We start from the raw sequence: 25,190 nt of genomic DNA on the forward strand, positions 1-25,190 counted from the left end.
GCCCCCCGGCGGCCGGTGTCCGCCTCAACGGCACGGGCCACCGTCCGGACGAGCTCGGGCCGGGTGAGCAGGGCACGGCCGGCCGCCGCCATCTGGCGGTCGGGGCTCGTGGCGAGCGCCGATCCGAGCCTCGTCCAGGCAGTCAGCCTGGGCGAGGGCTCCCCGAGTTCGTCGAGATAGGCACGGGCGGCTTCGTCGTGGCGTCCGGCGACCAGGTGGAGATCCGCCGCCGTAGCGCCGGTGACCACGCTGCCGACCTGGCCGTTCCGTTCGATCTGGCGGAAGAGCTCCCGGTCGGCCAGCCAGTACCGGACCAGGACGACCAGGGTGTCCAGGTCGGGCACCTTCCCGTCCGGGACGAGCGCGGACCGGCCGGGGGCACGAAGCTCACGCGGATCCGTCCCGGCGATCCAGGCCCGGGACAGGCTCGCGACGTCGGCGGCCGGAGGGACGAGGTGGTGGACGCGCCAGCCCGCATGATGGTCCGCCGCGGCGAGACCCGCCAGCCCTGCGTAGTACGGCGACACCGGTTCGGCCGACCACGCAGTGACCGTGGTGTCTATCCCGGTCAGAAAGCGATGGCCGAGGGCGGTGAACTCCTGACGACTCCTGGCGTGTGCGGCGGCCTCGCTCACCTTGCCGCGCCACAGGGCGAACTCGAAGCCGGCGAGAGCCGCTTCCTCTCCCTTCACCACGGCGAAGCGACGACGCCAGAATCCGGCAACACCGAAAAATGCATAGATCCCCTGCAGCAGACCCCGCATAGGGCGGGGGTCGTCACGCCACGGCGCATAGGCAAGCACACCTTCTTCCTCGCTCAGGAGCGAGAACAGATGGAGAAGGATGCCGAGTTTTGCGTGCTGCATTTCGTGTACCAGGGTCACGGCGAACCGTTCCGGGCTGTCCGGCAGCGATAGAACAACCCCACCGAACGAGTCGCCGAACGATGTACTTCTTTCCCTGAATCGCTCTGCCCGGGGCAGCGGAACCAGCGTGAGGGTGCACTCGGCCACGCTTCGGGCAACCTCGCTGTCCTGTTCCACCAGTTCCGCCCAGGCTGCCCGGAACAGGGACTCCCAGTGCCGCTGGGCGGGTATGCCGATGTTCTCGGGCAGCGCGGGCGTGTCGACCATGCGATAAGGGTCGCTGCTGTCCAGGTAGACGGTGGCCGCCGTCCCGCGGTGCCGCGCATCCAGGCTCGTCGTTCTCCTCCAGCCGGGTGGATCGTCCGCCGGGTCGCGCCCCGCGAGACGGATCTTGCCCACAGGCAGGAGGGCATGCGCCGATCGCCCGTCGGAGATGACGGTCGTCGAATCCCAGATCCTCTTGCCCGGCAACGCGATGGAGCCGAGCGTCGGGAGGTGAAGCTGACCGTGGCGCAACGGGACATCCAGTCTAAAAGGGATGCCACATCGGATACCGGCGGCCGCCGAGAGCAGGTGAAGATAGCCGAGGTCGACCCACAGCGGAATCTCGTCGTACAGGAGCCCACGGGTCCGCCGCAGCGCCCGGGCCGCCCAGGCCCCGACGCTCGGCAGGTCCAGGATGGCCGTGACCTTGGCCGGAGCGACGCGCTCGGCCTCCACGAGAAGATCCCATGCCGTGTCAGGAGACGACAGTAGCCCGGTTGTCAGCTCATGCCCGCGGGCGAAATCAAGGAGACTACGGAGCGAGAGATACCGGTAACTACGTTCGGCAACCCGCAACTGGCAGATCAGCGCGTGTTGATCGGTTCCGGACGCGAGCGCGTCGAAATCCCTACTCGAAATTCGATGATGACGTATCGGATCATGAACTTCCGCCAGACTTTCCGGTTCGCGTTCCTGGCGCATCAGTCAGTTCTGTTTTTGTTTCGGTCGTCTGAGCTTCGCTCGTCCTGAAGAGCGATCCGGGCGACGAGCCAGTCCAGGCTTTGCCGCACAACGCCGTCCGGGCAGGACCGCAGTGTCGCGAGGCTCATCGATGCCACATCACCGAGTTCGGACTGGATCGTGTGCGCTGCCAAGGGGAGCCCCTTTCGTTGTCTACCAGCAGATCACAGAGCTGTGAACCAGGCCTGACATGTCGGTAAGGCGTTTGCGGTGGAGGCACCGAATCGTCCCTGGTACACAAGTATCACACACGTTAACGCCCGGTGCGGGTTTTACCGCTCCAGCCTCTTCATCGGGTTCGTGGTTCGGACACGATCCCCGGACCAACAGGCTGATTGGGCCGCACAGGCCTCTTGGGGAGCCGAGCCCGCCGCCAGGCACGGGCCCGACGGACCCCATCCGGTATCCGGCCGGGATTCGACGACCCTTCGCCGGTAGCGAACCGGCCGCCGGCGAAGGGAGACGGTGGCGGGTGCGCGGTCAGCTGACGGTGAGGCCGTTGTCGACGGTGTAGACGGCGCCGGTCACCGAGCGGGCGTCGGCGGAGGCGAGGAACGAGAACAGGGCGGCGATCTCCTCCGGCTCGGCCAGGCCGCGCAGGCCCGCCATCCGCCGGGCGAGGTCGGGGTCCATGCCGGACGGGAACGATCCCGAGGTCGCGATGTTGGTGTTGGTGCCCGCCGGGGCGATGGCGTTGACCCGCAGCGGCGTCTTCAGGAACTCGACGGCCAGCGACCGGGTCAGCGCGACCACACCGCCCTTGCTCATGGAATAGGCCGCGGAGTAAGGCACGCCCTGGAGCCCGGCGTTGGACGCGATGTTGACAATGTTGCCACCCGTCTCCAGCAGGTGCGGGATGGCGGCCTGGGCCAGGAAGAAACAGGCGTCGAGGTTGACGGCCATCACGCGGCGGTACTGCTCGACGGTGACCTTGGTGGTGTGCTCGGCGAGGTAGATGCCGGCGACGTTGCCCAGCACGTCCAGTTTCCCGAACTCCGCCACGCAGGCGGCCACCGCCTCGGCGCATGCGCCAGGGCCGCTGACGTCGGCCTGGCGGACGGACACCGTGCCCGCCACTCGGGCCGTCTCGAGGGCCTCCGTTTCGATGGTCTCCGTCTCGAGGGCCTTTGCCGCGAGGGCTTTCGTCTCGACGAGCCGGTCGGCGTCGATGTCCAGGGCGAGCACCGAGGCACCCTGCCCGACGAGTCGCAGGGTGATGGCTCGGCCCATTCCGGAGCCGGCGCCGGTGATGAGAGCGGCCTTGCCTTCGAATAACCCGGTCATAATCGACGTCCTTCACTTGGTCGGTGGCTCCGGAGCGGCACAGGCGCCCAGCGGACCGCGAACGCCTCCGCGGTGGCGGGCAGGCCTGTCAGAGATCCCGTTGCTCCACGAAGATGCCGGGCTGGCCGGCGTGGATCTCGAGCCATTCGGCGCCTTCCTCCCCGGCCCGCCACGAGTAGAGCATGTCGGGCGTGAAGAATCCCATTCCGGGCCCCACCCGCCGCCGGCCGAAAATCAGCTCCCCGCTGAGGACGTAATTCATCTGGTGAGTGCCGTGACGATGGGGCTTGACCCGCTCACCCGGCTTGGCCGACTCATGGAAGACGGACAGTGCCGGCGACTGGAGAATGGCCTTGGTGACGAGATCCCGCCCGAACAAGTCGAAATACTTCTCGGCCTCCTCGGAATCCCCCATGATCTCGACGTTCGTGCGGCCGGTCATCTCGTTGACGTCGAAGAAGAACTGTCTGGGCTTCTCCTGCCTGCCCTGCCGGTCGGTGCCGTCAGCCATCAGCCCGCTCCTTCCAGTGCCGTTCCGTATATGGAACGGCCGTTGTGAGCGGAAACGTAGTGACACGGGACCGAGGGTGTCAACGGAGGTTTTACGGGTGGCGGTCAGCGCTGGCCGCCACCCCCGCCGGCACCGCCACCAGCGCCACCGGAGCCGCCACCGAAACCGCCGACGAAGCCGCCCCCGGGGCCGCCGCCCGCGCCCCCGCCGCCGAGGAGCCCACCGCCGCCGTTGTCGTTGCCGTTGCCGAACAGCCCGCCGCTGGTGGGGGACCGGGCCGAACCGCCTGAGGGCAGGTCGGCGTTGATGTCCGCGAGGACGACCTGGTCACCGGGCTGGAGTCCCGAGATCACCTCGGTGCGCTCGGGGCCCACCGCGCCGGTCTCCACCCGGACCGCCGTCGCCTTCCCGTCCTTCAGCGCGGTGACCGTGGCCAGCTGTCCGACCCGGTGCACGGCGGACGTCGGCACGGTCAGGACGTCCTTGACCTCCTTCACCGTGATCGACACGGTGGCGCCGGTGCCGTCGAAGAGCCGGGTGCTCGTCGGCTTCAGAACGATCCTGACGGGATAGGTCGTGGTCGAGCCGGTGGTGCTGTTCAGAGCGCCGATCGACGAGACGGTGCCGGTCAGCGGCTCCTTGACCCCGTCCACGGTGACGGTCGCCGGATTCGACACCTTGACGGTGTCCACGGCGGACAGGGGGACCGTGGTGGTGATCTGCTTGTCGCCGTCCCCGAGCACCGTGATGGTGCCACTGGTCGAGAACGCGCCCACGGTGGCACCGGGGGCGAGCGAGATGGCGGCCACCGTCCCGCTGATGGGGCTGGTGAGCGTGGCCCCGTTCAGGTTCTGCTGGGCCACGGCGACCTGCGCGACGGCCGCGTCGATGGCGGCCTGGTCCGCGGCGAGCTGTTCGGCGGTGGCGGGCTGGGCCGCGCGTGTTGTCATCGCCCCACCGCCCGAACCACCCGCCGAGCCGGCACGATCGGACTCGGACGGAGCCGGGGTGGGCCGGGCATCGGATCCACTCGACGAGCCGGAGCCGGAGCCGGATGAGGCGTCGCCTGACGACTCACCGCGCGACGAGCCGCCGTCCGATGAACTGGGACTCGGCCGGGGGGTGGCGGTCACGGTCGGCTTCGGGGACGGCGCGGTCGAGGGGTGGCTTCCCAGGCCTGAGCCGCCCTGGCTCGGCGCGACCGTCCCACCGGTGACCGGGCTGGTCGTCCCACCGGGCTGCGGGCCGGTCGACGGAGTGACCTCAGGCCCGGCCGGTGCGCCGCCGGCGCTGTGCAGGGCGGCGACCGCCGTGTCGAGGTTGACCTTCGCCGAGGCCAGCCGGGACGCCAGGGTCGCCAGGTTCGACTCCCCCGACGCGCTGGACGCGTCGCCGAACCGGGTGATGAGACCGCTGATCGCGCTCTGGCACCGCGTGACGTCGATGGTGCCGACCAGGCCGGCCTGCTGGATCGTGACGGTGTACACGGCGCCGGTGTCGAGACCGCTGAACGTGTAGGGACCAGTCCGGGTCGCGATCACCGTGCCGTTCCTGCTCAGGGTCACCGTGTCCTTGTCACCGACCGTGCCGCCGATCGTCCCGGCCCTGGCCGAGGAGTCGGCGGGGGTTGGCGTGGCCGTGTAGGAGATCGGTTCGGGCGGCGAGCCGCCGGTCACCGCGCAGCCACCGCCCTGGGCGGTTAGCGAGCCGAGATCGGCGCCGAGGTCGGTCAGGACGCCGTCGAGCGCCGACTGGGCGGCGACGACCTCCTGCTGAGCCGTGGTGACAGCGGTGTCGAGCGCGCTCGGCTTCGTGGATCCGTCGGCGGAGGCGCTGGCCAGTTGGACGCCGAAGGTCCCGGCGCCGGTGCCCGAGGACCCTGACGAGGCGTTCGCGAGCAGGCCGATCGTGGAGCCCGATGGCCCCGCCGCGCTCGACGACGCGGACGTCACAGCCGCGGTGGCGCCCTGCCCGCCTCCCGTGGACGTCTGGCCGGACGCGTCGTCGGTCAGTGTGAGCCGCGCGTTCGCCAGGTTCTGGTTCGCGGTGTTGAGCGCGCTCTGTAGCGCGGTCGGGTCCAGGTTCGCCAGGACCTGCCCGGCGCTGACCTGATCACCGATCTGCACCGGCACCCCGGTCACCGTTCCGCCGACCGGGAAGGAGAGCGTCGCCGTGTCGGCCGTGCTCAGCGTCCCGACCGAGGTCAGCGTCTGGGTGACCGACGAGGTGGTCACGGCGGCGAGCCGGTAGGACGGCCCGTCGTCAGCGGTGACCGCGAGACCCGTGCCGACGCCCGCCCCGACGAGCACCAGCGCCGCGACCCCGCCGACGACAGCCTTGCGGGGCCGGCGCGGCCGGCGCGGCACCGGCCGCGAACCGCCGCCAGCCCCCGAGGTCCCACCAGCCCGGAAGGTCCCACCGGCCCGGGAGGCCCCGTCCGCTGGCGCGGTCTCGTCCGCCCGCTGTGTCGCGTCAGCCATTCGTGGTGCCCGTTCCGCCGGATCCGCTGCCACCCGCGCCAGAGCCCCGGCCACCGAAGCCCCCGCCGAAGCCGGTGGCGCAGGCGCCGTTCGTGGCCTCGCTCAGCGCGATCCGGGTGGCCGTGACGGTGCCGGTGTCGTCGGTGTCGCCGTTCGCGACCGCGCACTTCCCGACAGCCAGCCCGGTCGACGTCGCCGCGACCGACTGCGTGTACCTGGTGTCGCCGTCGACCAGCACCGTGTAGGTGACGGCCTTGTCGGTGCCGAAATCGGTGCCCGAGATGGTGATCGTGGAGCCGGACACCGAGGTCACCTTGCCGGTTGCCCGACCACCGAAGCCGCCGCCACCGAAGCCGCCCTGCCCGCCAGGTGCACCCTGCCCGTTCTGACCGCCCGGCCCGTCCGGGCCGCCGCTGGGGCGGGTCTGCGGCTGGCCACTCGGCTGGGGCTGGCCGGTGGGCCGCGCCGCGGCGTTCGGCCCGGCGCAGGAACCGTCGGTCGGCTGGCTGATCATTACCGTCGTCGCGGTGAAGGACGTGGGCATGGCGGTGGGCCGCGCCGAGGGTTGCGCGCCGGATCCGCCGGCCGGCGCACCCGACACCTGCCCGCCCGCCGGCCGGGCGCCGTCCGCCGGCATGTTCGCCGCGGTGACGCACACGCCTTCCTTCACGTCGCTGAGCGCCGCGGACGTTGTCTCGGTGAAGGTGGTGCTCTCGCCGTACTTCACCGCGATCTGCCCGGACTGCTGGCTCTGCACCTGAATGGTGCCGGAGTCGACCTCCGCGATGAGCCCGGACGCGGGAGCCTCCGTTCCTGGCTGGCCGCCGCCCTGCCCGGGTGTGGCGCCGGCCTGGGTGGCGTCCGCCGTGGACGTCCCGGAGGAACCGCCGCAGCCGGCCAGCACGGCGACCAGTACAGCAGCGGAGGCGGCCACGACGGCCGCGGAGCGCCGCGCGGGACGGCCGCCGACCGGCGGCACGGAAAACGGAACCTGGCCAGTCATGGTGTCTGTCCTCGTCATGGGGGCTAGTCGCTGCGGAGCGCGTCGATGGGGGCCAGCCGGGCGGCCCGGCTGGCGGGGTACACGCCGAAGGCGACGCCGATCGCGACCGCGACGGCCAACGAGCCGAGCACAGCCCACCAGACGATCGCCACCGGGTTGTCGATGAACTGGGGCAGCACCAGTGCGCCGCTGATGCCCAGCAGCGCGCCGATCGCTCCTCCGGCGAGGCTGAGCAACGACGCCTCGATGAGGAACTGCCGCCGGATCGCCGCGGGCGGCGCGCCCAGCGCCTTGCGCAGCCCGATCTCGCGGGTGCGCTCGGTCACGGAGACAAGCATGATGTTCATGACGCCGATCCCACCCACCAGCAGGGACAGCGCCGCGATCCCGGCCAGCAGGGCGGTGAGCGTCCGACTCACGGACGTCGCCGTGCTCAGCAGGGACTCCTGGGTGGTGATCGTGAAGTCCGCGCTGGACGAGTCCGTGATGCCGTGCTGGTTCAGGAGCAGACTCGTCGCCTCCTGGTAGGCCGCCGACAGGGTGGACGCCGAACACCCCCTGATGTAGATCGAGGAGACCGAGGTGCGCGTCGTCCCGCCGAACAGGCGGCTCGCCCCGGTGGACATCGGCACGATCGCCTGGTCGTCGAGGTTGTTCGAACTGTCCGAGCCGGCCGAGACGAGCACTCCGACGACCGTGAACGGGATGTTGTTGATCGTCACGCTCTGACCGACCGGGCTGCGCCGGCCGAACAGCTCGGTGGCCGTGTCCGCGGCGAGGACGGTGACCGCCGCGGACTGCGCGTCGTCCGTCGTGGTGATGAAACGGCCCGCGCTGATGGAGCGGTTACGGACGGACAGCCAGGACGGGGTCGTGCCGACCACGGTCGTCGTCCAGTTCACCGAACCGTTCAGCACCGACATCGAGCTCTGTTTGACCGGGGCGACCCCCTCGATGTCGGGCGCGGAGGTCTTCGAGGCCAACGCGGCCGCATCGGCGACCGTGAGCGTCGACGCGGAGCCGAACCCGCCGCGCACACCGGTGGAGCTGGTCGAACTGCCCGGCGAGACGATCAGCAGGTTGCTTCCCAGCGAGCTGATCTGCGATCCGACCTTGTCCTGGGCGCCCACGCCGAGGCCCACTGTGAGTACCACGGCGGCGATCCCGATCAGGATGCCGAGCACCGTCAGACCGGAACGCAGCCGGTGGGTACGGATCGCGTCCACTCCGGTACGGAATGTCTCGAGCCATCCCATCAGCGGGTCGCCGCCTCGGCCGCCGCGGGGGCCAAGAGAGCCGGTGAGCCGGCCGCGGTGTCGGACTCGATCAGCCCGTCCCGGATCCGCACGACCCGGCGGGCCCGGTCGGCCACCTCCTGCTCGTGAGTGATCAGGACGATCGTCCGGCCCTGCTCGTGCAGCTCGTCGAAGAGGTTGAGCACATCCCTGGTCGCCGTCGAGTCCAGGTTGCCGGTGGGCTCGTCGGCGAGGATGAGGGACGGGTCGCCGACCAGCGCGCGGGCGACCGCGACCCGCTGCTGCTGGCCGCCGGAGAGCTCACCCGGGCGGTGCTCGATCCGGTCCGCGAGACCGACCCGGTCGAGCGCGGCGACGGCCCGGTGCCTGCGGAGCTCCCGCCGCTCCCCGCGGTAGACGAGCGGCAGTTCGACATTGCGCCACGCGGACAGCGACGGCAGCAGGTTGAACTGCTGGAACACGAACCCGATCCGACGGTTGCGGATCTCGGCCAGCTCGACCTCGGTCATCGCGCCCACGTCCTCGCCGGAGAGCCGGTAGGTCCCCGCGGTGAGCACGTCGAGGCAGCCGATGATGTGCATCAACGTCGACTTCCCCGAGCCGGACGGTCCGACGATGGCGACGTACTCGCCCTCGGCGATGCGGGCCGAGACGCCGCGCAGCGCGGCGACGTCCAGCGTTCCGGCGCGGTAGGACTTGGCCACCTGGTCCAGCTCGATGACCGGAGCACCCGAGTCCGAACCGGCACCGGCGCTCGGTCGGGGCCGCGTGACCGGAGTGGTCGGGGGTTCCGGTGGCGACACTGTCGCGGGCGACCGGGATGACGTGGCGGCGGGTTCCCGTTCGGGCGGTCTCCTGGCCATGTCAGTTACCACCGCTGCCCGGGAACCCGCCACCGCTCGGAAACCCACCGGCCGGGAACCCGCCACCGCCGTAGCCCTGGCCGCCGGTTCTGCTCCCCGTGCCCCCGCCGGATCCACCCGGACCGGCCGCGCCGCCCGCCACCTCGACGAGCACCTGGTCGCCTTCCGACAGACCGGAGACGATCTCGGTGGAGCCGCCGCCGGAGACCCCGGTCGTCACCGCCCGGGTTGTCGTCGTCGTGCCCGACACGACACGGACGACGGACTTCCCGTTCTCCTGGCTGATGGCCGCCGTCGGGAGCACCAGGACGTTGCTCAGCTGCTTGTAGATCAGCGCCACGGTCGCGGTGTCACCGGCGTGCAGCCCGCCGGGACTGCCGGTCACCTTGATCACTACCGGGAAACTCGCCGTCTGCCCGGAACTGGATGCGATCAGGCCGACCGAGGACACCGTCCCGTAGATCGTGCCGCCCGCACCTCCGGAGCCCCCGATGCCGGCCGCGGTGCCCGAGCCCGGCACGATCGTCGCCTGGTTGCCCTTCGCGATCAGGCCGACGCTGTTGGAGTCGACGCTGGCGTTGACGATCCACGAATCGGTGCTGATAACCGTGATCTGCCCACTCGACGACGAGGTGGACGCGGTGGACGTCGCTCCCGAGCCGGCGGACGTCCCGCCGGAGGAACCCATCCCACCGGCCGAGGCGCCGGACCCGCCGCCGGAGGATCCGGAGCCGCTCCCGCTGGACGATCCCGACACCTGCTGACCCACCACGAGCGAGACGCTCACCACGACTCCGTTGACCGGTGACGTCATGGTCGCCCCGGCCAGCGCCGTCTGCGCCGCGGTGACCCCGTCGGTGGCGGTCGTGACCGACGCCTGATCGGCGGCGAGCTGCTCGCTGGACGCCCCCGCCGTCTGGTCGGAGGCCAGCTTCTCCTGGCCGTTGGCCAACGTCAGCTTGGCCTGGGCGAGGCTCGCCGCCAGCGACGCCGAGTCGATGGTCGCGAGTTGCTGCCCGGTGGTCACCGTGTCGCCCTCGCTCACCAGGACGCCGGTGACCTTGCCCGAAGCCGGGAAGGTCAGGTCAGCCTGAGTGGCCGGTGCGATCGTGCCGGTGGTGGAGATGGACTGCTTGATCGTCCCGATCTCCGCGGTCACGGTCCGGGAGATGACAGTCGCCGCCGCGTCCGAGGATCCACCGCGGCCGACCACATGGATGGTGATCCCCGCGGCGACGGCCACCACCACGATCACGACGGCCAGCGCGACCAGTGGCCGACGACGCGCAGCCAGCCGGCCCACGGATGTCATCGCCGGGCGCCTTCGGCCGGTGTCTGATTCTGCACGCCCGCGAGCATTTCGGGGGCACCTGTGCGCAACCCGTGCGGAATCTATGCGCAGGCTATGAACAACCAGGTCGATTGTCTACTGCATGGATTTCCATTGATCGATCCATTCGTACACGAATTATTTTCGATCATCTGGTGGGTCCGTGCGAAACACGGTTGTCTCGCGGAGGCGACGGGTATGCCTCGCGTGCAGTCAGGCCGGAACTTCCTCGACGGCTCGTATGCAATGCACCGGGGGGAGCAGACATGGCGCGCCGGAAGCTTTCGAAATGCCCGCCGCTGATCGCCGCCGCCGCGGTGGGCTCGGTTCTGTTCGCGGTTCCCGCACAGGCCGCTCCGCCTGCCCATGTCACCGGCGCCGCGTACGGGTGTTACTGGCGTCATGTGGATGGCCACTGGGTCTGGGAGAACGGACAGCGGCACTGGGTTCCCCCGCGGTCCGTCAGGGTCTGCGGGTAAGCGAAAACGGTCGCCACACCCACGCCCACACACAGGACGCCGCCTGCCGGCCACTCCTGCGGCAGGCGGCAGGCGGCAATCTCGTCCGCTTCCGCCGTTGAGCGGGATCCACAACATCGCGCCCAGTGCCACCCCCGCCCCCGCCCCCGCCCCCGACGATGTTCACACCGAGCGTGACCTGCGGGTACAGGTTGCGCCAGGTCTTGTCTTCGTTCGATGTCTTCTTATGATGACATCAAGCGATGACCAAACTGGGGGCACCACGTGCGCGCGGAGCGAGACATCATCCAGTCGAGGACGTCCGCTGACGAAGCGGCGGACGAGGCGGCGGACGAAGTCGCGGAGCCGAAGCCGCCGGGCCCCACCGCGGTGGCTCGGCCGTCCGGCGGAGGGGGGCCGCACCCCCGCCCGGGCATGTTGCTGGGCGTGCTCGTCTACTGCGGGCTCGTGATCGCCGTCATCGGGACGCTGGGCACACCGCTGATCCCGACGATCGCGGCCGCCCAGCACGTCTCGCTGGACAGCGCCCAGTGGCTGCTCACCCTCACGCTGCTGACCGGCGCCGCGTCCACTCCGCTGATCGGACGTCTCGGCGACGGGCCGCACCGGCGGACCGTGATGCTCGCCGGCCTGGGCGCCGTCGCGGTCGGTTCCGTCCTCTCCGCCACCGCCAACGGCTTCGCGCAGCTGCTGGTCGGGCGGGGCCTGATGGGCGTCGGGATGGGCCTGATGCCACTGGCGCTGGCGCTGGCGCGTGACCTGCTGCCCCCGCACAAACTGGTTCCGGGGGTCGCCGCCCTGTCCATCACGGTCGCGACCGGCGCCGGCCTGGGCTACCCACTGAGCGGGCTGCTCGCGGACACGTTCGACTACCACGCCGGCTTCTGGGTCGCCGCCGCGCTGGCGGCCGCCGCGATGGCGGCCGTGCTCGTGGTCGTCCCGGGCCGGGCGAGCGCGCGGACCGCCCGTGGGCGGGTCGACCTGCGGGGCGCGGTGCTGTTCGCCGCGGCGCTGAGCCCGGTGCTGCTCGCGCTGAGCGAGGGCGAGTCGTGGGGCTGGCTGTCACCGGCGGTCATCGCGCTGCTCGTGGGTGGCATCGGCTGCGGGGTGGCCTGGGCCCTGGTCGAGCTGCGGACGGACAACCCGCTGATAGATCTGAAGTACCTGGCGGCGCGGCCGGTGCTCATCGCCGACGTGTGCGCGGCGCTGGCCGGCTTCGGCATGTTCAACGCGATGACGTTGATCAACCGGCTGGCGCAGGCCCCGACCTCGACCGGCTACGGCTTCGGCGCGTCACCGGCCGTGCTCGGCCTGGTGATCCTGCCCCTGTCGGCCGGGACGGTGCTGGCCAGCCGGTGGTCGCGCTGGCTGGGGCCGCGCACCGGCGGTGGGCGGGGCCTGCTGTTGTGCGGCCTGATGGCGGTCGCCCTCGCCCTGTTCGGCCTGGCCGTCAGCCACGACCACCTCGTCGAGCTGGGCGCGGCCACGTTCCTGTTCGGGGTCGGCATCGGACTGGCCTTCGCCGCGATGCCCGCTCTGATCATGGGAGCCGTCCCGCCGCACGAGACGGGCAGCGCGACCAGCTTCAACCAGGTGCTGCGCACGGCTGGCGGCTCGGTGGGAAGCGCGCTCGGCGCGGCGCTGCTCGCCGCCCACACACCGGCCGGTTCGGTCGAGCCGACCAACAGCGGGTACACGATGGCGTTCGTCGTGGCCGGCGGGGTCTGCGCGCTGGCCGCGCTCGCGGCACTGGCCCTGCCCGGCACCCCGTCCGCGGCGACCCGCCCGATGGGGGCGGCGCGCCGGACGGAACTGGAGACGATGGAGGAGGAATCGGCGGGCTCCACCGCCGCGGGACTCATCATGGCGGAGGATGTCCGGTCATGAACACCACTCGGCGGCGCGACGCCGCGCGCAGCCGCCAGGCGCTGCTGGCCGCGGCGGCCGACCTGTTCGCCGAGCGCGGCTACGCGGGGACGGCGATCCGGTCGGTCGGCGACCGCGCCGGCGTCGACCCGGCGCTCATCGCTCGCTACTTCGGCGGCAAGGAGGGCCTTTACCAGGCCGTTCTCGCCGCCGACCCGCTCATCGAACAGTCCGCTCCGAGTGCGGACGGCCCACCGGCCGCCCCGCACGCACCGGTGCCGGCCACATCCGGGGACGACGGGGCCGTGGACGACGGGGCGGCCGTGGCCGGGGCGGTCGCCGGTCCTCCGGACGAGCCGGCAGCGAGCCCGCTGGCGACAGTGCACGGGATGGTGGACCGGGCGTTCGACAAGTGGACGTCGACCGGCGTGAGCGCCGCCGCCCAGAACGTCTTCCGCCGGGAGGTCGACGACGCCGCGCGCCAGGCGACCCGCGAGCGGCTCGACACCGTGCTCGAGCCGCTGCGCGGCGCGGCCGACGGCCCCGACCCGCAGCTGGCCGCCGAGCTGGCTGTCGCCGTGCTGTTCGGGGTCGGCGTCGCCCGGGACGCCGGGACGCTGACCCGGCTGTCCGCGGTGTCGGTCGACGAGCTGCGCGCCCCCCTGACCGCGGCCCTCGTGGCCGCGCTGGGCCTCACGGACTGCCAGTAGAGGCAACCCGACGGTGCGGAGCTCAGAGCATCGCGCCCGGGTTGAGGATGCCGAGCGGGTCGAGGGCGTCCTTGATGCGCTGGTTCAGCCGCAGGACGTCCGGGCCGAGGTAGCCGGGCAGCCACGGCTTCTTCAGGCGGCCCACCCCGTGCTCGCCGGTGATGGTGCCGCCGAGCGCGATGGCCAGGTCCATGACCTCGCCGTAGGCCGTCTCGGCCCGAGCCGTCTGCTCGGGGTCGGTGCGGTCGGTGATGATCAACGGGTGCGTGTTGCCGTCGCCGGCGTGCGCGATCACCGCGATCTCGACCTGCCGCTGGTCGGCGATGTCGGCGATGCCGCGCACCAGCCCGCCGAGCGCGGGCAGCGGCACACCGACGTCCTCGAGCAGCAGCGAGCCGCGGCGCTCCACCGCGGGGATCACCATGCGGCGCGCGACGACGAACTGGTCGCCGACCTCGGGATCGTCGGTGGCGAAGACCTCCCGCGCCGCGTTGGCGCCGCACAGCGCCTCGATCTCGGCGACCTCGGCCGCGGCGGTGGCGCCCGGCTCGTCCGACTGGATCAGGAGCATCGCCTCGGCCGCGCGGTCCAGCCCCATCGAGGTGACGTCCTCGACGGCGTTGATCGACGCCCGGTCCATGAGCTCCAGCATGGACGGGCGCATCCGCCGCGTGATGTCGAGGACGGTCGCGGTGGCGTGGTCGAGGGAGCCGAACGTGGCGACCACGGTCGCCGGTGGCCGCTGCGCGGGGATCAGCCGGAGCACCGCCTCGGTGATGATCCCGAGCGTGCCCTCGCTGCCGACGAACAGCTTGGTCAGCGAGAGGCCGGCGACGTCCTTGAGCCGCGGGCCGCCGAGCTGGACGACCGTCCCGTCGGCGAGCACGACGGTCAGCGCCAGCACGTAGTCCGTGGTGACCCCGTACTTCACGCAGCACAGGCCACCGGCGTTGGTGGCGAGGTTGCCGCCGATCGAGCAGATCTCGAACGAGGACGGGTCCGGTGGATACCACAGCCCGTGTGCCGCGGCGGCGGCCTTCACCTCGGCGTTCAGCGCACCCGGCTGCACCCGCACCGTGCGGGTGGTCGGGTCGACGTCGATCTCCCGCATCCGCTCGGCGGAGACCACGATGCAGCCGTCGACCGCCGACGAGCCGCCGGACAGGCCGGTCCCGGCGCCGCGCGGCACTGCCGGGATGCGGTGCTCGCTCGCGAAGCGCAGCACCGCCCGGACGTCGGAGGTGCTGGTCACGCGCACGACGGCCAGGGGCATCCCGGCGTTCGGATCGTTGGCGCGGTCCCACCGGTAGCCGGCCATCCGGTCGGGGTCGACGATCACCGAGTCGGGCGGCAGGTCGGCGATGAGCGGGGCCAACGCGGGCGGGCTGGCGGCGAGCGGCGAGGTCATCAGCATCTTCCAGTTTATGGAAAAGTTATTCCGTGATACGAACAGCGCTGTGGGCCCACTGTCAAGAAGTGGGGGTCAGTCCCGCAGGTCTCCGGCCAGCCGGGACGCCGCCGCCCGCAGCAGCCCGACCGCCCGCTCGACCAGCTCGTCGGTCATCCGCGCCGTCGGCCCGGACACCGAGACCGCGACCCCCGGCGCGCTCGCCGGGTCGAGGGCGATGGCCACGCAGCGCACGCCGATCTCCTGCTCCTGCTCGTCGAGCGCGAAACCCCGCTCGCGGATGCGGCGCAGCTCCGCGCGCAGCGCCGTCTCGGTGCCCACCGTGTGCGCCGTGTACCGCGGCAGCCCGCGGCTGCGGATGATCCCGAGCGCCTCGTCGTCGTCCAGCTGTGCGAGCAGCGCCTTGCCCACGCCGGTCGAGTGCAGGTCGACCCGCCGCCCGACCTCGGTGAACATGCGCATCGCGTACCGCGACGGCGCCTGGGCGACGTACTCGGCCTGGTCGCCGGAGAGCACGGCCAGGTTGGCCGTCTCGCCCAGCTCGGCGACGAGGTCGTGCAGCACGCCGGACGCGTTGGCGCCGACCATCGCGTTCGCGCGGGCGCCCAGCGGAACGAGCCGGAAGCCGAGCGCGTAGCTGCGGTCGGGCAGCTGCCGCAGGTACCCGCGCTCGACCATGGTGCGCAGCAGCCGGTGCACGGTCGGCGTCGGCAGCTGCGCGCGCGCCGCGAGCTCGGCCATGGGAAGCCGGCCGCCGGCCGCCGCGAGGATCTCGAGCAGGTCCAACGCGCGGTGCACCGACTGCACCCCGGGCACGGCCGGCCCCTGTGACGAGGCGACCTCTGGCGGGCCGGCCTCCGGCGAGGCGACCTCCGGCGACGCGACCTGTGTTGCCGCGGCCTGTGTTGCCGCACCCTGCGGTGACGCGGCCTGTGTTGACACCGTCCAACATCCCTCGGTAGCGTCCGATGAGCGAAAAGGCTATTCCACCATACGAAATTCGGGATGGGCTAGTGCCTGACTACATCGACGTCGTCGGACTGCGCGTCGCCAGCGAGCTGCACCAGTTCGTCGCCGAGGAGGCGCTGCCCGGGTCGGGTGTCGACCAGGCCGCGTTCTGGGCCGGCGCCGCGGAGATCATCAACGAGCTGACCCCGCGCAACCGGGAGCTGCTCGCGCGGCGCGACGAGCTCCAGCAGGCTGTGGACGACTACCACCGGCGCACGCCGGGCCGGCCGGCGCAGAGCGACTACGCCGAGTTCCTGACCTCCATCGGCTACCTGCTCGACGAGCCCGCGCCGTTCACCATCACCACCGACGGCGTGGACGACGAGATCGCGACCCAGGCCGGCCCGCAGCTGGTGGTGCCGCTGCTCAACGCGCGGTACGCGGTCAACGCCGCCAACGCCCGGTGGGGCTCGCTCTACGACGCCCTGTACGGCAGCGACGTCATCGACGAGACGGACGGCAAGGAGCGCGCCGGCGGCTACAACCCGACCCGCGGCGCCGCGGTCATCGCCCGGGTCCGGGAGATCCTCGACCGGAGCTTCCCGCTGGCCAGCGGCTCGCACGCGGACGCGACCCGGTACGCGGTCGACGCCGACGGGCTCGTCGTCACCATCGACGGGGCCGCCGTCCGGCTGGCCGACCCCGCGCTGTTCGTCGGCTTCCGCGGCGAGGGCGACGAGCCGACGGCCGTCCTGCTGACCCATCACGGGCTGCACATCGAGATCCAGGTCGACCGGAACCACCCGGTCGGGGCGGGCGACCGCGCGGGCGTCAGCGACGTCGTCGTCGAGGCCGCCGTCACCACGATCATGGACCTGGAGGACTCGGTCGCGGCCGTCGACGCCGCGGACAAGGTGCTCGGCTACCGCAACTGGCTGCAGCTCATGCAGCGCCGGCTCACCGCCGAGGTGGACAAGGGCGGCCGCGCCTTCACCCGGGTCCTCGCCGCCGACCGCGAGTACACGACCGCCGACGGCGGCACCGTCACCCTGCCCGGCCGGTCGATGCTGCTCATCCGCCAGGTCGGGCTGCTGATGACCACCGACGCGGTGCTCGACCGCGACGGCCGGCCGGTGCCCGAGGGCATCCTCGACGCGCTGGTCACCGGCCTGGGCAGCGTGCACGACCTGCGCGGCGACACCGCCGGCGGCAACTCCCGCACCGGCTCGGCGTACGTGGTCAAGCCCAAGATGCACGGCCCGGACGAGGTCGCCTTCACCATCGAGCTGATGTCCCGCGTCGAGCGCCTCCTCCAGCTCCCGCCGGCGACGATCAAGCTCGGCATCATGGACGAGGAACGCCGCACCTCGGTCAACCTCAGGCGCTGCGTGTACGAGGCCCGGGACCGCGTCGTCTTCATCAACACCGGGTTCCTGGACCGGACCGGCGACGAGATCCACACCTCGATGCTCGCCGGGCCGATGGTCCGCAAGGCCGCCATGCGCGAGGCGACGTGGATCCGCGTCTACGAGGACAACAACGTCGACGCCGGCCTCGCCCTCGGTTTCCCCGGGCGGGCGCAGATCGGCAAGGGCATGTGGGCCGCGCCGGACAATCTGGCCGACATGATGACGCAGAAGATCGGGCACCCGCTGGCCGGCGCGTCCTGCGCCTGGGTGCCCTCGCCCACCGCCGCGGCGTTGCACGCACTGCACTACCACGAGGTCTCCGTGGCGGACCGGCAGCGCGAGCTGGCCGGCCGCCGCCCGGCCGACCGGCTGGAGCTGCTCACCGTCCCGCTCGCGGAACCGGCGGCCGCCTGGTCGCCGGAGGAGGTCGCCGCCGAGGTCGACAACAACGTCCAGGGCGTGCTCGGCTACGTCGTGCGCTGGGTCGAGCTCGGTATCGGCTGCTCCAAGGTGCCCGACCTGACCGGCACACCCCTGATGGAGGACCGCGCCACCTGCCGCATCTCCTCCCAGCACGTGGCCAACTGGCTGCGGCACGGCATCGTCTCCCGCGAGCAGGTCGAGGAGTCGCTGCGCCGGATGGCCGCGCTCGTCGACGCGCAGAACGCCGGCGAGCCGGGGTACCGGCCGATGGCCCCGGCCTTCGAGGAGCTGGCCTTCGCCGCCGCGCGGGCGCTGCTACTCGAGGGCGCCGACCAGCCGAACGGCTACACCGAACCGCTGTTGCACGAGCACCGGCGCGCCCAGAAGAACAAGGAGATGGTCCGCTCATGACGGCACTGCCGCTGGATGTGGCCCGGCAGATCGTCGCCGCGGCCCGGGAGGCGGGGCGTAAGCACGACCTCAATCCGCTCACCGTGGTCGTGTTGGACGCGGGCGGCCACGTCGTCGCCGTCGAGCGCGAGGACGGCGCGTCGACGAAGCGGTTCGAGATCGCCTTCGGCAAGGCGCACGGCGCGGTGGCCCTCGGCCTCGGCAGCCGGGCGCTCATGGCCCGCGCCGAACAGCAGCCGTACTTCATCGCGGCCGCGACGTCCGCCATCGGCGGCGCCCTGGTGCCGGTGCCGGGCGGGGTGCTCGTGCGTTCCGCCGACGGCGAGCTGGTGGGCGCGGTCGGCGTCTCCGGCGACACGTCGGACAATGACGAGCTGGCCGCCGTCGCCGGCATCGAGGCGGTCGGGCTCAGCCCGCAGACCGGCTGAGGAGCCGCCGGCCGGTCAGGACGAGACCCGCACCGCGTAGACCTGCTCGTGGTCCGCGGGCGTCCACATCCAGCCGGCGCCCATCCCCGAGCCCAGCATCTGGGCCGCGTTCACCCGGTACGGCTCCTCGGGGTTGGTCATCCCCCAGCGCTGTGCGATTGTGTGGGCGGCGTCGCGCGCGACGGAAACGGCCTGCTGTTCGTCCGCATAAACTCCGATAATCAGCAGCGCAGGGTCCTCTATCATGCCGCATTCAATGCAGCCCACCTTGCAGACGAGCCAGTCGACCTTCCCGCTCACCGGAACTCCCTTCCGCGACGCCCGCCGGAACTGGTCACGACAAGACTGCCGGAACAGCCCTCAGCGGCCTCGGGAAAGCGCTCAGCCAGCACCATGAGCCGACTCTAGCAAGGAATCCGCCCACCCCCGGGGCCGACCGCCACCGTTGCCTTCCGGTGGCACCACCTCATGGGCCCACCCGATCGAAGGCCCACGTCGACCAGATATCGATCCTGGAAACTCGTGTCAGCGCATCAAAACAAGAAACATCAATCCGACTCGCAGCTTGATTACCTTCAGAATTTCCCGGCCAGATCACGAAACCGCGTAGAGCGACCACCCCGACACGGAGCCCGCCCGGACGCGACACGAGGCGAGGAAAGGAAAGAGATCATGAAGGATGTCGTCATCGGCGAGTACGACGTCGCCATCGAACTCCTCTGACTCTCCCGCCCCCTCGATCTCCCTGTCGGCGCGTCACTCACCCTGACATGGATCGCGGACCGATCCTGTCCGCAAGGCGTGTCAGGGTGAGTGACATGGACGCAGACAAACTCGACTGGAACCGGTCGCTGCGCGAGCAGTGGGAGTTCCACTGGAACCATCAGCTCCGGCCCCGACTCAACGGCCTCACCGACGACGAGTACTTCTGGTCGCCGGTACCGGACGCCTGGAGCGTGCGACCGCGCGGCACCTCGACGGCGCCCGTGCAGGGTGGCGCCGGGCGCTTCACGATTGACTTCGCCTGGCCCAACCCGGTCCCCGCGGCCTTCGCCACGATCGCCTGGCGGCTCGGTCACGTCATCGTCGGCGTGCTCGCCGCGCGCAACGCGGCGCACTTCGGCGCGCCGGCGGCGTCGTACGACACCTGGGAGTACGCGGGCAGCGCGGCCACCGCGCTCGACCAGCTCGACGCCCAGCTCGACGTCTGGCTCGCCGGGGTGCGCGGCCTCGGCGAGGCCGGGCTGCGGGTCCCGGTCGGCGCGAAGGAACCCTTCCCCGAGGCGCCCATGGCCGATCTGGTGTTGCACATCCACCGCGAGCTGATCCACCATCTGGCCGAGGTCTGCCTGCTGCGCGACCTTTATCTGCGCACGGAACCCGCCCGTCCGCCGGCCCCGTAACCGGATCATGGAACGGCCCCGGCGAGCACCGGCGTCGGCTACGACGTGGCGGAGTCGGCCACCGCCGGGGCGGGTCCGGGGAGCGAGAGCCGGATGACGCGCTTCCACACGTTGGCCGTCTGTCGCAGCAGTCCTCCGGTGGTGTACGGGAGGCCGAAGCGTTCGCAGAGGGCGCGTACCTGCGGGGCGAGCTGTGCGTACCGGTTGCTGGGTAGATCGGGGAACAGGTGGTGCTCGATCTGGAAACTCAGGTTCCCACTCATCAGGTGCAGGAGTGCCGGGCCGTCGATGTTGGCTGAGCCCAGCACCTGCCGCGCGTACCACCCGCCGCGGGTCTCCCCCTCGACCTGTTCCTCGGTGAAGGCCTCCGCTCCCTCCGGGAAGTGACCGCAGAAGATGATCGTGTGTGCCCAGACGTTGCGGGTGACGTTCGCGGTGAGGTTGGCGAACAGGACGGGCAGGAACGCCGGGCCGGCCAGCAGCGGGAATGCCACGTAATCCTTGACCGCCTGCCGCCCGGCCTTGCGCAGCGACACCTGGAGCTGCGCCCACGTCTGGCCCCAGCTTTTCTCCCCCCGCCAGACCCGCTCGATCTCGGTGTCGTACAGGGCGATCCCCCATTCGAAGACCGCCGCGAGCGCGAGATTATAGAGCGGCTGGGCGAGGTACGCGGGGTGCCAGCGCTGCTCCGACTTGACGCGCAGCAGGCTGTATCCGATGTCCCGGTCCTTGCCGAGGATGTTCGTGTAGGTGTGGTGCACGTAGTTGTGCGAGTGTTTCCACTGCGCGGCGGGTGACGCCGAGTCCCATTCCCAGGTGGTCGAGTGGATCTCGGGATCGCACATCCAGTCCCACTGGCCGTGCAGGACGTTGTGCCCGATCTCCATGTTCTCCAGGATCTTGGCGGTCGCGAGCATCGTCGTGCCCGCCAGCCATGCCGGTGGCAGCAGAGACGCGAACAGCACCACCCGCCCACCCATCTCCAGGCCCCGCTGAACGGCGATCACCCTGCGGATGTACCGGGCATCGCCTTCCCCTCGGCCGGCGAGAACCTCCTCCCGGAGCTGGTCGAGCGCGCGGCCGAACTCGTCGGCCTCGGCCGCGGTGAGTGCCGTCCGCCTGGCCATTGCCCACCCCTTCAAAGGTCGATCTCGACGTCGCCGGCTGCGCCCGACACGCAGGTCTGGACGAGTTCGCCCTGCGCACCGTGCTCCCGCCCTGTGCGCAGGTCCCGCACCCGGCCCGAGGTGAGCTGGGCCAGACAGCTGTGGCAGATACCCATGCGACAGCCGCTCGGCATGAGAACGCCGGCGTCCTCACCCACCGCCAGCAGCGATGTGTTGCCGCCAGCCTGAACCTGCCGGCCACTCCTGGCGAACCGGACCCGCCCTCCGGTTCCGCCACCGGGCGCTTCGGCGGGACGGAACCGCTCCACCCTCAGGTGGTCCGCGACCCCCGCCCGACGCCACCAGGCCTCGGCGTCCGCGAGCATCCCTGGGGGTCCGCAGACCCAGGCCGGCCGTTCCGCCCAGTCCGGGCAGATCGCGGGCAGCGCCGCCATGGTGAGACGCCGGGCGGGCCCGCCGGGCACCCTGGTGTGGTGCTCGTGAAGCCGAAGGGTGGGGAACCGGGCCGCGAGCTCTCGTAGCTCGGTGCCGAAGATGACATCGTCCCGCGTCGGCGCCGAATGCACGACGACCGCGTCCGGCATCTCGCCACCCTGCGCAAGGCCGCGCAGCATCGACATCACCGGCGTGATGCCGCTGCCAGCGGTCACGAACAGCAGCCGCGGTGGAAGCACCTGCGGCAGCACGAAACACCCCCGTGGTTTCTCCAGGCGCACGATCGCGCCGGGCGGGACCCCTTCCACGAGACGACCGGACAGCTTCCCGTCCGGGAGGGCCTTGACCGTGATCGAGATGACACCGCCGGGATCCCTCGGGGCCGAGGACACCGAGTAGGGGCGCCAGTGCCACACGCCGTCGACATTCACGCCGATCCGGACGTACTGACCCGCGCGATGCTCGTTCCAGCCCGCGCCGGGACGGATCACCAGCGTGGCGACGCCGGCGGCCTCCCGCCGGACAGCCTCGACCCGCCCCCGCAACCCGCGCCGCGACCAGAGCGGATCAATCAGTCCGAGGTAATCATCGGGCAGCAGTGGCGTGGTCAACGACGCCGCGGCATCCAACAGGATTCTTCCGACGGTCACACTACTTTCTCCCGATTGCCGATTTTCGGGTGTGACGCTGGCCTCGCCGGGAGCACGGAACAAGAAGAGAGCTTGCTCGGTGCGATTTTCAGACCGATGCCTCACGCCGGTGCCGGCGCGCTCGCTCGCTCGCTCGAAACGCTACACCCGCGCGTCACCTTCCGCGACCAGGCGGCCCGCGTGCCGAACTCTCGCTCGTCGTCGGTCACGGTGGCGGCGGGATGTTCTCGGCCTTTCGGTGACGGCGTGCCACCCGGCGCAGTTGGACCATGCGACCCACACCGGGGATCGCGACCAGCAACGCCCCGCCGGGGAGGCGGGAGACCAGCCGGGGACGAGTGGTTGGACGGCCCTACACGGTAGAACGATCACATGCGGTGGGACAGTGCGCCGAACACCTCTTCGACCGCCTGCATCCGGAGGTCCTCGAGATCGTCAGCCTGCTGCCGGGCCCGGTCGAGCAGGTGATCGAGGAGTTGCGGGCTGAGCCCGTTGTCACCCGCCGCGGCAGCCCCCAACGAGCGCCACAGCCGCGACTTGCCGTTCACACCGAGCCACAGCGTCTCCAGCTCGACCACGGAGCTCATCGGCGACCGCCGCAGCAGCCGGTTGTTCAGCTTGAGCCGGCCCACCTTCTCCGCGAGCCGCCCGAGCAACGCCTTGGTGCGCCGCCGCGGCACTCCCAGATCCTTCATGATCTGCAGCAGCGCCGTCCGATCCCGCGCTATCTCAGCGGCCACGTGCGCGAGCGCGGGGCCGGAGGGAGTGCCCTGGTGCACCCGCGCGATCCGGGACGCGAGATCGACCCCCGCGCCGGCACCGGCCAAATGGTCGTTCAGGTAGGTACCGAGTAGACGCGGGTCCGGTTCGTTGGTCACGTCTCCCATGCCATCGGGCTTGCCCGCTGGCCAACGACTCAAGCCACCGTGCCGACCGACGGGCCGGGCAGCCCGACGGGCGCCGGGTGTGTGCGGGGGCGATCACAGCCGCGTGCGGGACGATGTCGGCGGCGGAAGGCCGTGTCGTCACCCACCCGCCAGCAGAGGAGCAGCCCGATGAGCCGCCACATCCAGGTCACCTTCGACGCCCACGACCCGCGCGCGCTGTCGTCCTTCTGGCGCGACGCCCTGGGCTACGTCCACCCCGGCCCGCCCGGCGTCGACCTGCCCGAGGGCGCCGACCCGCTGGCCGCCTGGGACGACTTCCTCATGCGGGCCGGCGTCCCGCCGGAGCAGCGCAACACGAGATCGGCCGTCGAGGACCCGGACGGGCACGGCCCACGGCTGTTCTTCCAACAGGTGCCGGAGGACAAGACCGCCAAGAACCGCGTCCACCTCGACGTCCGGGCGGCTCCCGGGCTACAGGGCGACGAGCGGATGGCGGCGCTGGAGGCCGAGTGCGACCGGCTCGTCGCGCTCGGCGCCACGCGGGTAAGCCGCCACGAACCCGTTCCCCCAATGGGCGCCGGCCACATCGTGATGACCGACCCCGAGGGCAACGAGTTCTGCCTGGACTGAAAGCGATCCCGCGCAGCCCCGCGTTCGGGGGGAACCCTACGGGCTAACTAGTCCGGGGGGATCCGACACACCATGACCGTAGAGACGACGAGGGCCGGAACACGACAACGGGGGCCCGAGCGCGACAACGGGAACGGGGGGCGACGGTGAGCCCGAGTGTGATGACGGCGGCTATCGAGGCCGGGCTGGCACGGCTGGTGAACATCCGGGGTTCGATCATCCCGTCGGAGGTGTGGGCGCTGGTGGTACCCGGCGCGGGGGTGATGGCACCGTTCGTCGACCTCGACGCACTCGAACAGTACGTCCACGACCAGGGAATTCCCGCGGACGGGTATGTCGCGCTGCCGTTCGTCGGTCTGGGCCAGATCGCCACCTTGTAAGCCCCGCTCCTTTCTGGTGTTCCACGGAACACCAGGATCAATCATGGTTCGTGGTGACCGCAGCCCGCGGGGGTCTGGTGTTCCGCGGAACACCACCGTCCGGAACAGTGCGCATCTGGCACGGATTCCGGCCCGGCGAGGCAACAGTAACTCTGGACAAGACCGGAAGCGCCTCAGCCACCATGACGGACGCGTACCCCATGGGCGACCCGCCGTACATCCCCTACTCGTTGCCGGACGCTGACCCGGCGGACGGGTCGGCAGCGGACCAGGCCGCCGCCGACGGGGCCTGAGCAGACCGGGATCTGACCGGCCCGGGCCGCGGGCGGACATCCCGTCGTGGTCAGGACGGCGTGAGGCGGAAGATGGGCCAGCCGATCTCGGTGCGCCAGGACCGCGGCGCGGGATCGTCGCGTGGGCCGGTCAGGTAGGTCTCGTGGACGGGGCCGTCGACGGCGAGGGCGTGGTCGACCACCCAGGCGCCGAGCCGACCGTAGGTGACGTCGATGTCGTCGTGGGCGCCGTGGTGGACGGCGGTGGCCAGCTCGACGGCCGGCAGGGTCCGCGGGGTGACGCGGCCCCGCGCCGGTGGGTCGGCGGACGGCCGGTAGACCAGAACCGTGCCACGGCCGGCGGTGGACAGCTCGTTGTCGAAGCAGCCGCCGGGCGGGCCGAGCCGTTCGCGCCCGGCCAGGGCCGCGTCGAGCTCGGTCATCGCCTCGGCGTACCACGCCAGGACATCGTCGTGGTCGACGGTGCCGCTGATCGCGGCTACGGTCCGGGCCGGGACGGAACGCAGCCGTACCGCCAGCTCCGCGACGTCCGGCCGCAGCAGCTGGAGATGTCCGGCGACCAGCTCGGCCCGCGCGCCCGGGTCCTCGTTGGCGAGGATCCGGGCGACGTCGGCCAGCGGCATGTCCAGCTCCCGCAGCCGGTGGATCACCTGGGCGGACGGGATCTGCTCGACGGTGGCCGCATGACGAATCAGATCGGAGCAG

The 25,190-nt window shown here is 71.3% G+C and carries 22 protein-coding genes; 7 read left to right on the forward strand and 15 right to left on the reverse strand.

Annotation, left to right across the window (positions count from 1 at the left end; genetic code table 11):
• The 8 genes from AC559T_RS30295 to AC559T_RS30330 all read right to left on the reverse strand — a co-directional run.
• Positions 1-1,832: HEXXH motif domain-containing protein (locus AC559T_RS30295; RefSeq protein WP_498870869.1), on the reverse strand; the 1,832-nt coding region annotated here is incomplete at its 3' end.
• 519 nt (positions 1,833-2,351) lie between these two features.
• On the reverse strand, positions 2,352-3,155 hold the full coding sequence (locus tag AC559T_RS30300; protein WP_498870870.1) for an SDR family NAD(P)-dependent oxidoreductase: 804 nt from the start codon (positions 3,153-3,155) through the stop codon (positions 2,352-2,354).
• 88 nt (positions 3,156-3,243) lie between these two features.
• Entirely contained in the window at positions 3,244-3,666 is a 423-nt protein-coding gene (locus AC559T_RS30305; protein ID WP_020464359.1) for a cupin domain-containing protein, read from the reverse strand.
• Between the two features lie 104 nt (positions 3,667-3,770).
• The gene (locus AC559T_RS30310) at positions 3,771-6,146 is read right to left on the reverse strand and encodes an HlyD family efflux transporter periplasmic adaptor subunit (protein WP_498870871.1); all 2,376 of its coding nucleotides are present in this window, start codon (positions 6,144-6,146) and stop codon (positions 3,771-3,773) included.
• Positions 6,139-7,149: a DUF5666 domain-containing protein gene (locus tag AC559T_RS30315; RefSeq protein WP_235014910.1), complete on the reverse strand. Its 1,011-nt coding sequence runs from the start codon at positions 7,147-7,149 to the stop codon at positions 6,139-6,141. The genes AC559T_RS30310 and AC559T_RS30315 overlap by 8 nt, the downstream gene beginning before the upstream one ends.
• Positions 7,150-7,172: 23 nt before the next feature.
• On the reverse strand, positions 7,173-8,405 hold the full coding sequence (locus tag AC559T_RS30320; protein WP_498870872.1) for an ABC transporter permease: 1,233 nt from the start codon (positions 8,403-8,405) through the stop codon (positions 7,173-7,175).
• Entirely contained in the window at positions 8,405-9,109 is a 705-nt protein-coding gene (locus AC559T_RS30325) for an ABC transporter ATP-binding protein (RefSeq protein WP_235014909.1), read from the reverse strand. The genes AC559T_RS30320 and AC559T_RS30325 overlap by 1 nt, the downstream gene beginning before the upstream one ends.
• Positions 9,110-9,269: 160 nt before the next feature.
• Positions 9,270-10,580 (reverse strand): efflux RND transporter periplasmic adaptor subunit, encoded by a 1,311-nt coding sequence (locus AC559T_RS30330; protein WP_498870873.1) that lies wholly within the window; start codon positions 10,578-10,580, stop codon positions 9,270-9,272.
• Between the two features lie 761 nt (positions 10,581-11,341).
• Between AC559T_RS30330 and AC559T_RS30335 the strand changes: the two genes are divergently transcribed.
• Both AC559T_RS30335 and AC559T_RS30340 read left to right on the forward strand, forming a co-directional pair.
• On the forward strand, positions 11,342-12,964 hold the full coding sequence (locus AC559T_RS30335; RefSeq protein WP_498870874.1) for an MFS transporter: 1,623 nt from the start codon (positions 11,342-11,344) through the stop codon (positions 12,962-12,964).
• Positions 12,961-13,653: a TetR/AcrR family transcriptional regulator gene (locus AC559T_RS30340; protein ID WP_071065155.1), complete on the forward strand. Its 693-nt coding sequence runs from the start codon at positions 12,961-12,963 to the stop codon at positions 13,651-13,653. Before AC559T_RS30335 ends, AC559T_RS30340 begins: the two co-directional genes overlap by 4 nt.
• Before the next feature lie 22 nt (positions 13,654-13,675).
• Here AC559T_RS30340 and AC559T_RS30345 read toward each other — a convergent pair whose 3' ends face one another.
• Both AC559T_RS30345 and AC559T_RS30350 read right to left on the reverse strand, forming a co-directional pair.
• Positions 13,676-15,067 carry an FAD-binding oxidoreductase gene (locus AC559T_RS30345; RefSeq protein ID WP_498870875.1) on the reverse strand — a complete coding sequence of 464 codons (1,392 nt, stop codon included), beginning with the start codon at positions 15,065-15,067 and terminating at the stop codon, positions 13,676-13,678.
• 69 nt (positions 15,068-15,136) lie between these two features.
• Entirely contained in the window at positions 15,137-16,003 is an 867-nt protein-coding gene (locus AC559T_RS30350; RefSeq protein ID WP_498870876.1) for an IclR family transcriptional regulator, read from the reverse strand.
• Between the two features lie 71 nt (positions 16,004-16,074).
• Here AC559T_RS30350 and AC559T_RS30355 point away from each other — a divergent pair, with 71 nt between their 5' ends.
• A complete protein-coding gene (locus AC559T_RS30355) occupies positions 16,075-18,252 on the forward strand; it encodes a malate synthase G (protein ID WP_498870877.1) in 2,178 nt (725 codons plus the stop codon).
• The gene (locus AC559T_RS30360; RefSeq protein ID WP_498870878.1) at positions 18,249-18,680 is read left to right on the forward strand and encodes a GlcG/HbpS family heme-binding protein; all 432 of its coding nucleotides are present in this window, start codon (positions 18,249-18,251) and stop codon (positions 18,678-18,680) included. The genes AC559T_RS30355 and AC559T_RS30360 overlap by 4 nt, the downstream gene beginning before the upstream one ends.
• A gap of 15 nt (positions 18,681-18,695) precedes the next feature.
• Here the strand turns inward: AC559T_RS30360 and AC559T_RS30365 are convergent, their stop codons facing one another.
• Positions 18,696-18,980, reverse strand: coding sequence for a hypothetical protein (locus AC559T_RS30365; protein ID WP_071065150.1), 285 nt, complete (start codon positions 18,978-18,980; stop codon positions 18,696-18,698).
• Positions 18,981-19,498: 518 nt separating this feature from the next.
• On the opposite strand from AC559T_RS30365, the gene AC559T_RS30370 reads away from it, so the two are divergent.
• Positions 19,499-20,083: a DinB family protein gene (locus AC559T_RS30370; RefSeq protein ID WP_498870879.1), complete on the forward strand. Its 585-nt coding sequence runs from the start codon at positions 19,499-19,501 to the stop codon at positions 20,081-20,083.
• A 38-nt stretch (positions 20,084-20,121) separates the two neighbouring features.
• Here the strand turns inward: AC559T_RS30370 and AC559T_RS30375 are convergent, their stop codons facing one another.
• The 3 genes from AC559T_RS30375 to AC559T_RS30385 form a co-directional block, all read right to left on the reverse strand.
• Positions 20,122-21,210, reverse strand: a complete 1,089-nt coding sequence (locus tag AC559T_RS30375; RefSeq protein WP_498870880.1) for a fatty acid desaturase family protein — start codon at positions 21,208-21,210, stop codon at positions 20,122-20,124.
• 11 nt (positions 21,211-21,221) lie between these two features.
• Positions 21,222-22,295 (reverse strand): ferredoxin reductase, encoded by a 1,074-nt coding sequence (locus AC559T_RS30380; RefSeq protein ID WP_498870881.1) that lies wholly within the window; start codon positions 22,293-22,295, stop codon positions 21,222-21,224.
• 368 nt (positions 22,296-22,663) lie between these two features.
• The gene (locus AC559T_RS30385; protein ID WP_498870882.1) at positions 22,664-23,182 is read right to left on the reverse strand and encodes a hypothetical protein; all 519 of its coding nucleotides are present in this window, start codon (positions 23,180-23,182) and stop codon (positions 22,664-22,666) included.
• 168 nt (positions 23,183-23,350) lie between these two features.
• Here AC559T_RS30385 and AC559T_RS30390 point away from each other — a divergent pair, with 168 nt between their 5' ends.
• Together AC559T_RS30390 and AC559T_RS30395 are read left to right on the forward strand one after the other, a co-directional pair.
• Positions 23,351-23,812 carry a VOC family protein gene (locus AC559T_RS30390; RefSeq protein ID WP_498870883.1) on the forward strand — a complete coding sequence of 154 codons (462 nt, stop codon included), beginning with the start codon at positions 23,351-23,353 and terminating at the stop codon, positions 23,810-23,812.
• A gap of 161 nt (positions 23,813-23,973) precedes the next feature.
• Positions 23,974-24,192 (forward strand): hypothetical protein, encoded by a 219-nt coding sequence (locus tag AC559T_RS30395; protein ID WP_020464378.1) that lies wholly within the window; start codon positions 23,974-23,976, stop codon positions 24,190-24,192.
• 343 nt (positions 24,193-24,535) lie between these two features.
• Here AC559T_RS30395 and AC559T_RS30400 read toward each other — a convergent pair whose 3' ends face one another.
• The gene (locus AC559T_RS30400; protein WP_498870884.1) at positions 24,536-25,135 is read right to left on the reverse strand and encodes a MerR family transcriptional regulator; all 600 of its coding nucleotides are present in this window, start codon (positions 25,133-25,135) and stop codon (positions 24,536-24,538) included.
• Between the last annotated feature and the right edge of the window lie 55 nt (positions 25,136-25,190).

Origin of the sequence: Frankia sp. Hr75.2 (assembly GCF_949319125.1) — a bacterium.
Classification (GTDB): Bacteria; Actinomycetota; Actinomycetes; order Frankiales; family Frankiaceae; genus Parafrankia; species Parafrankia soli.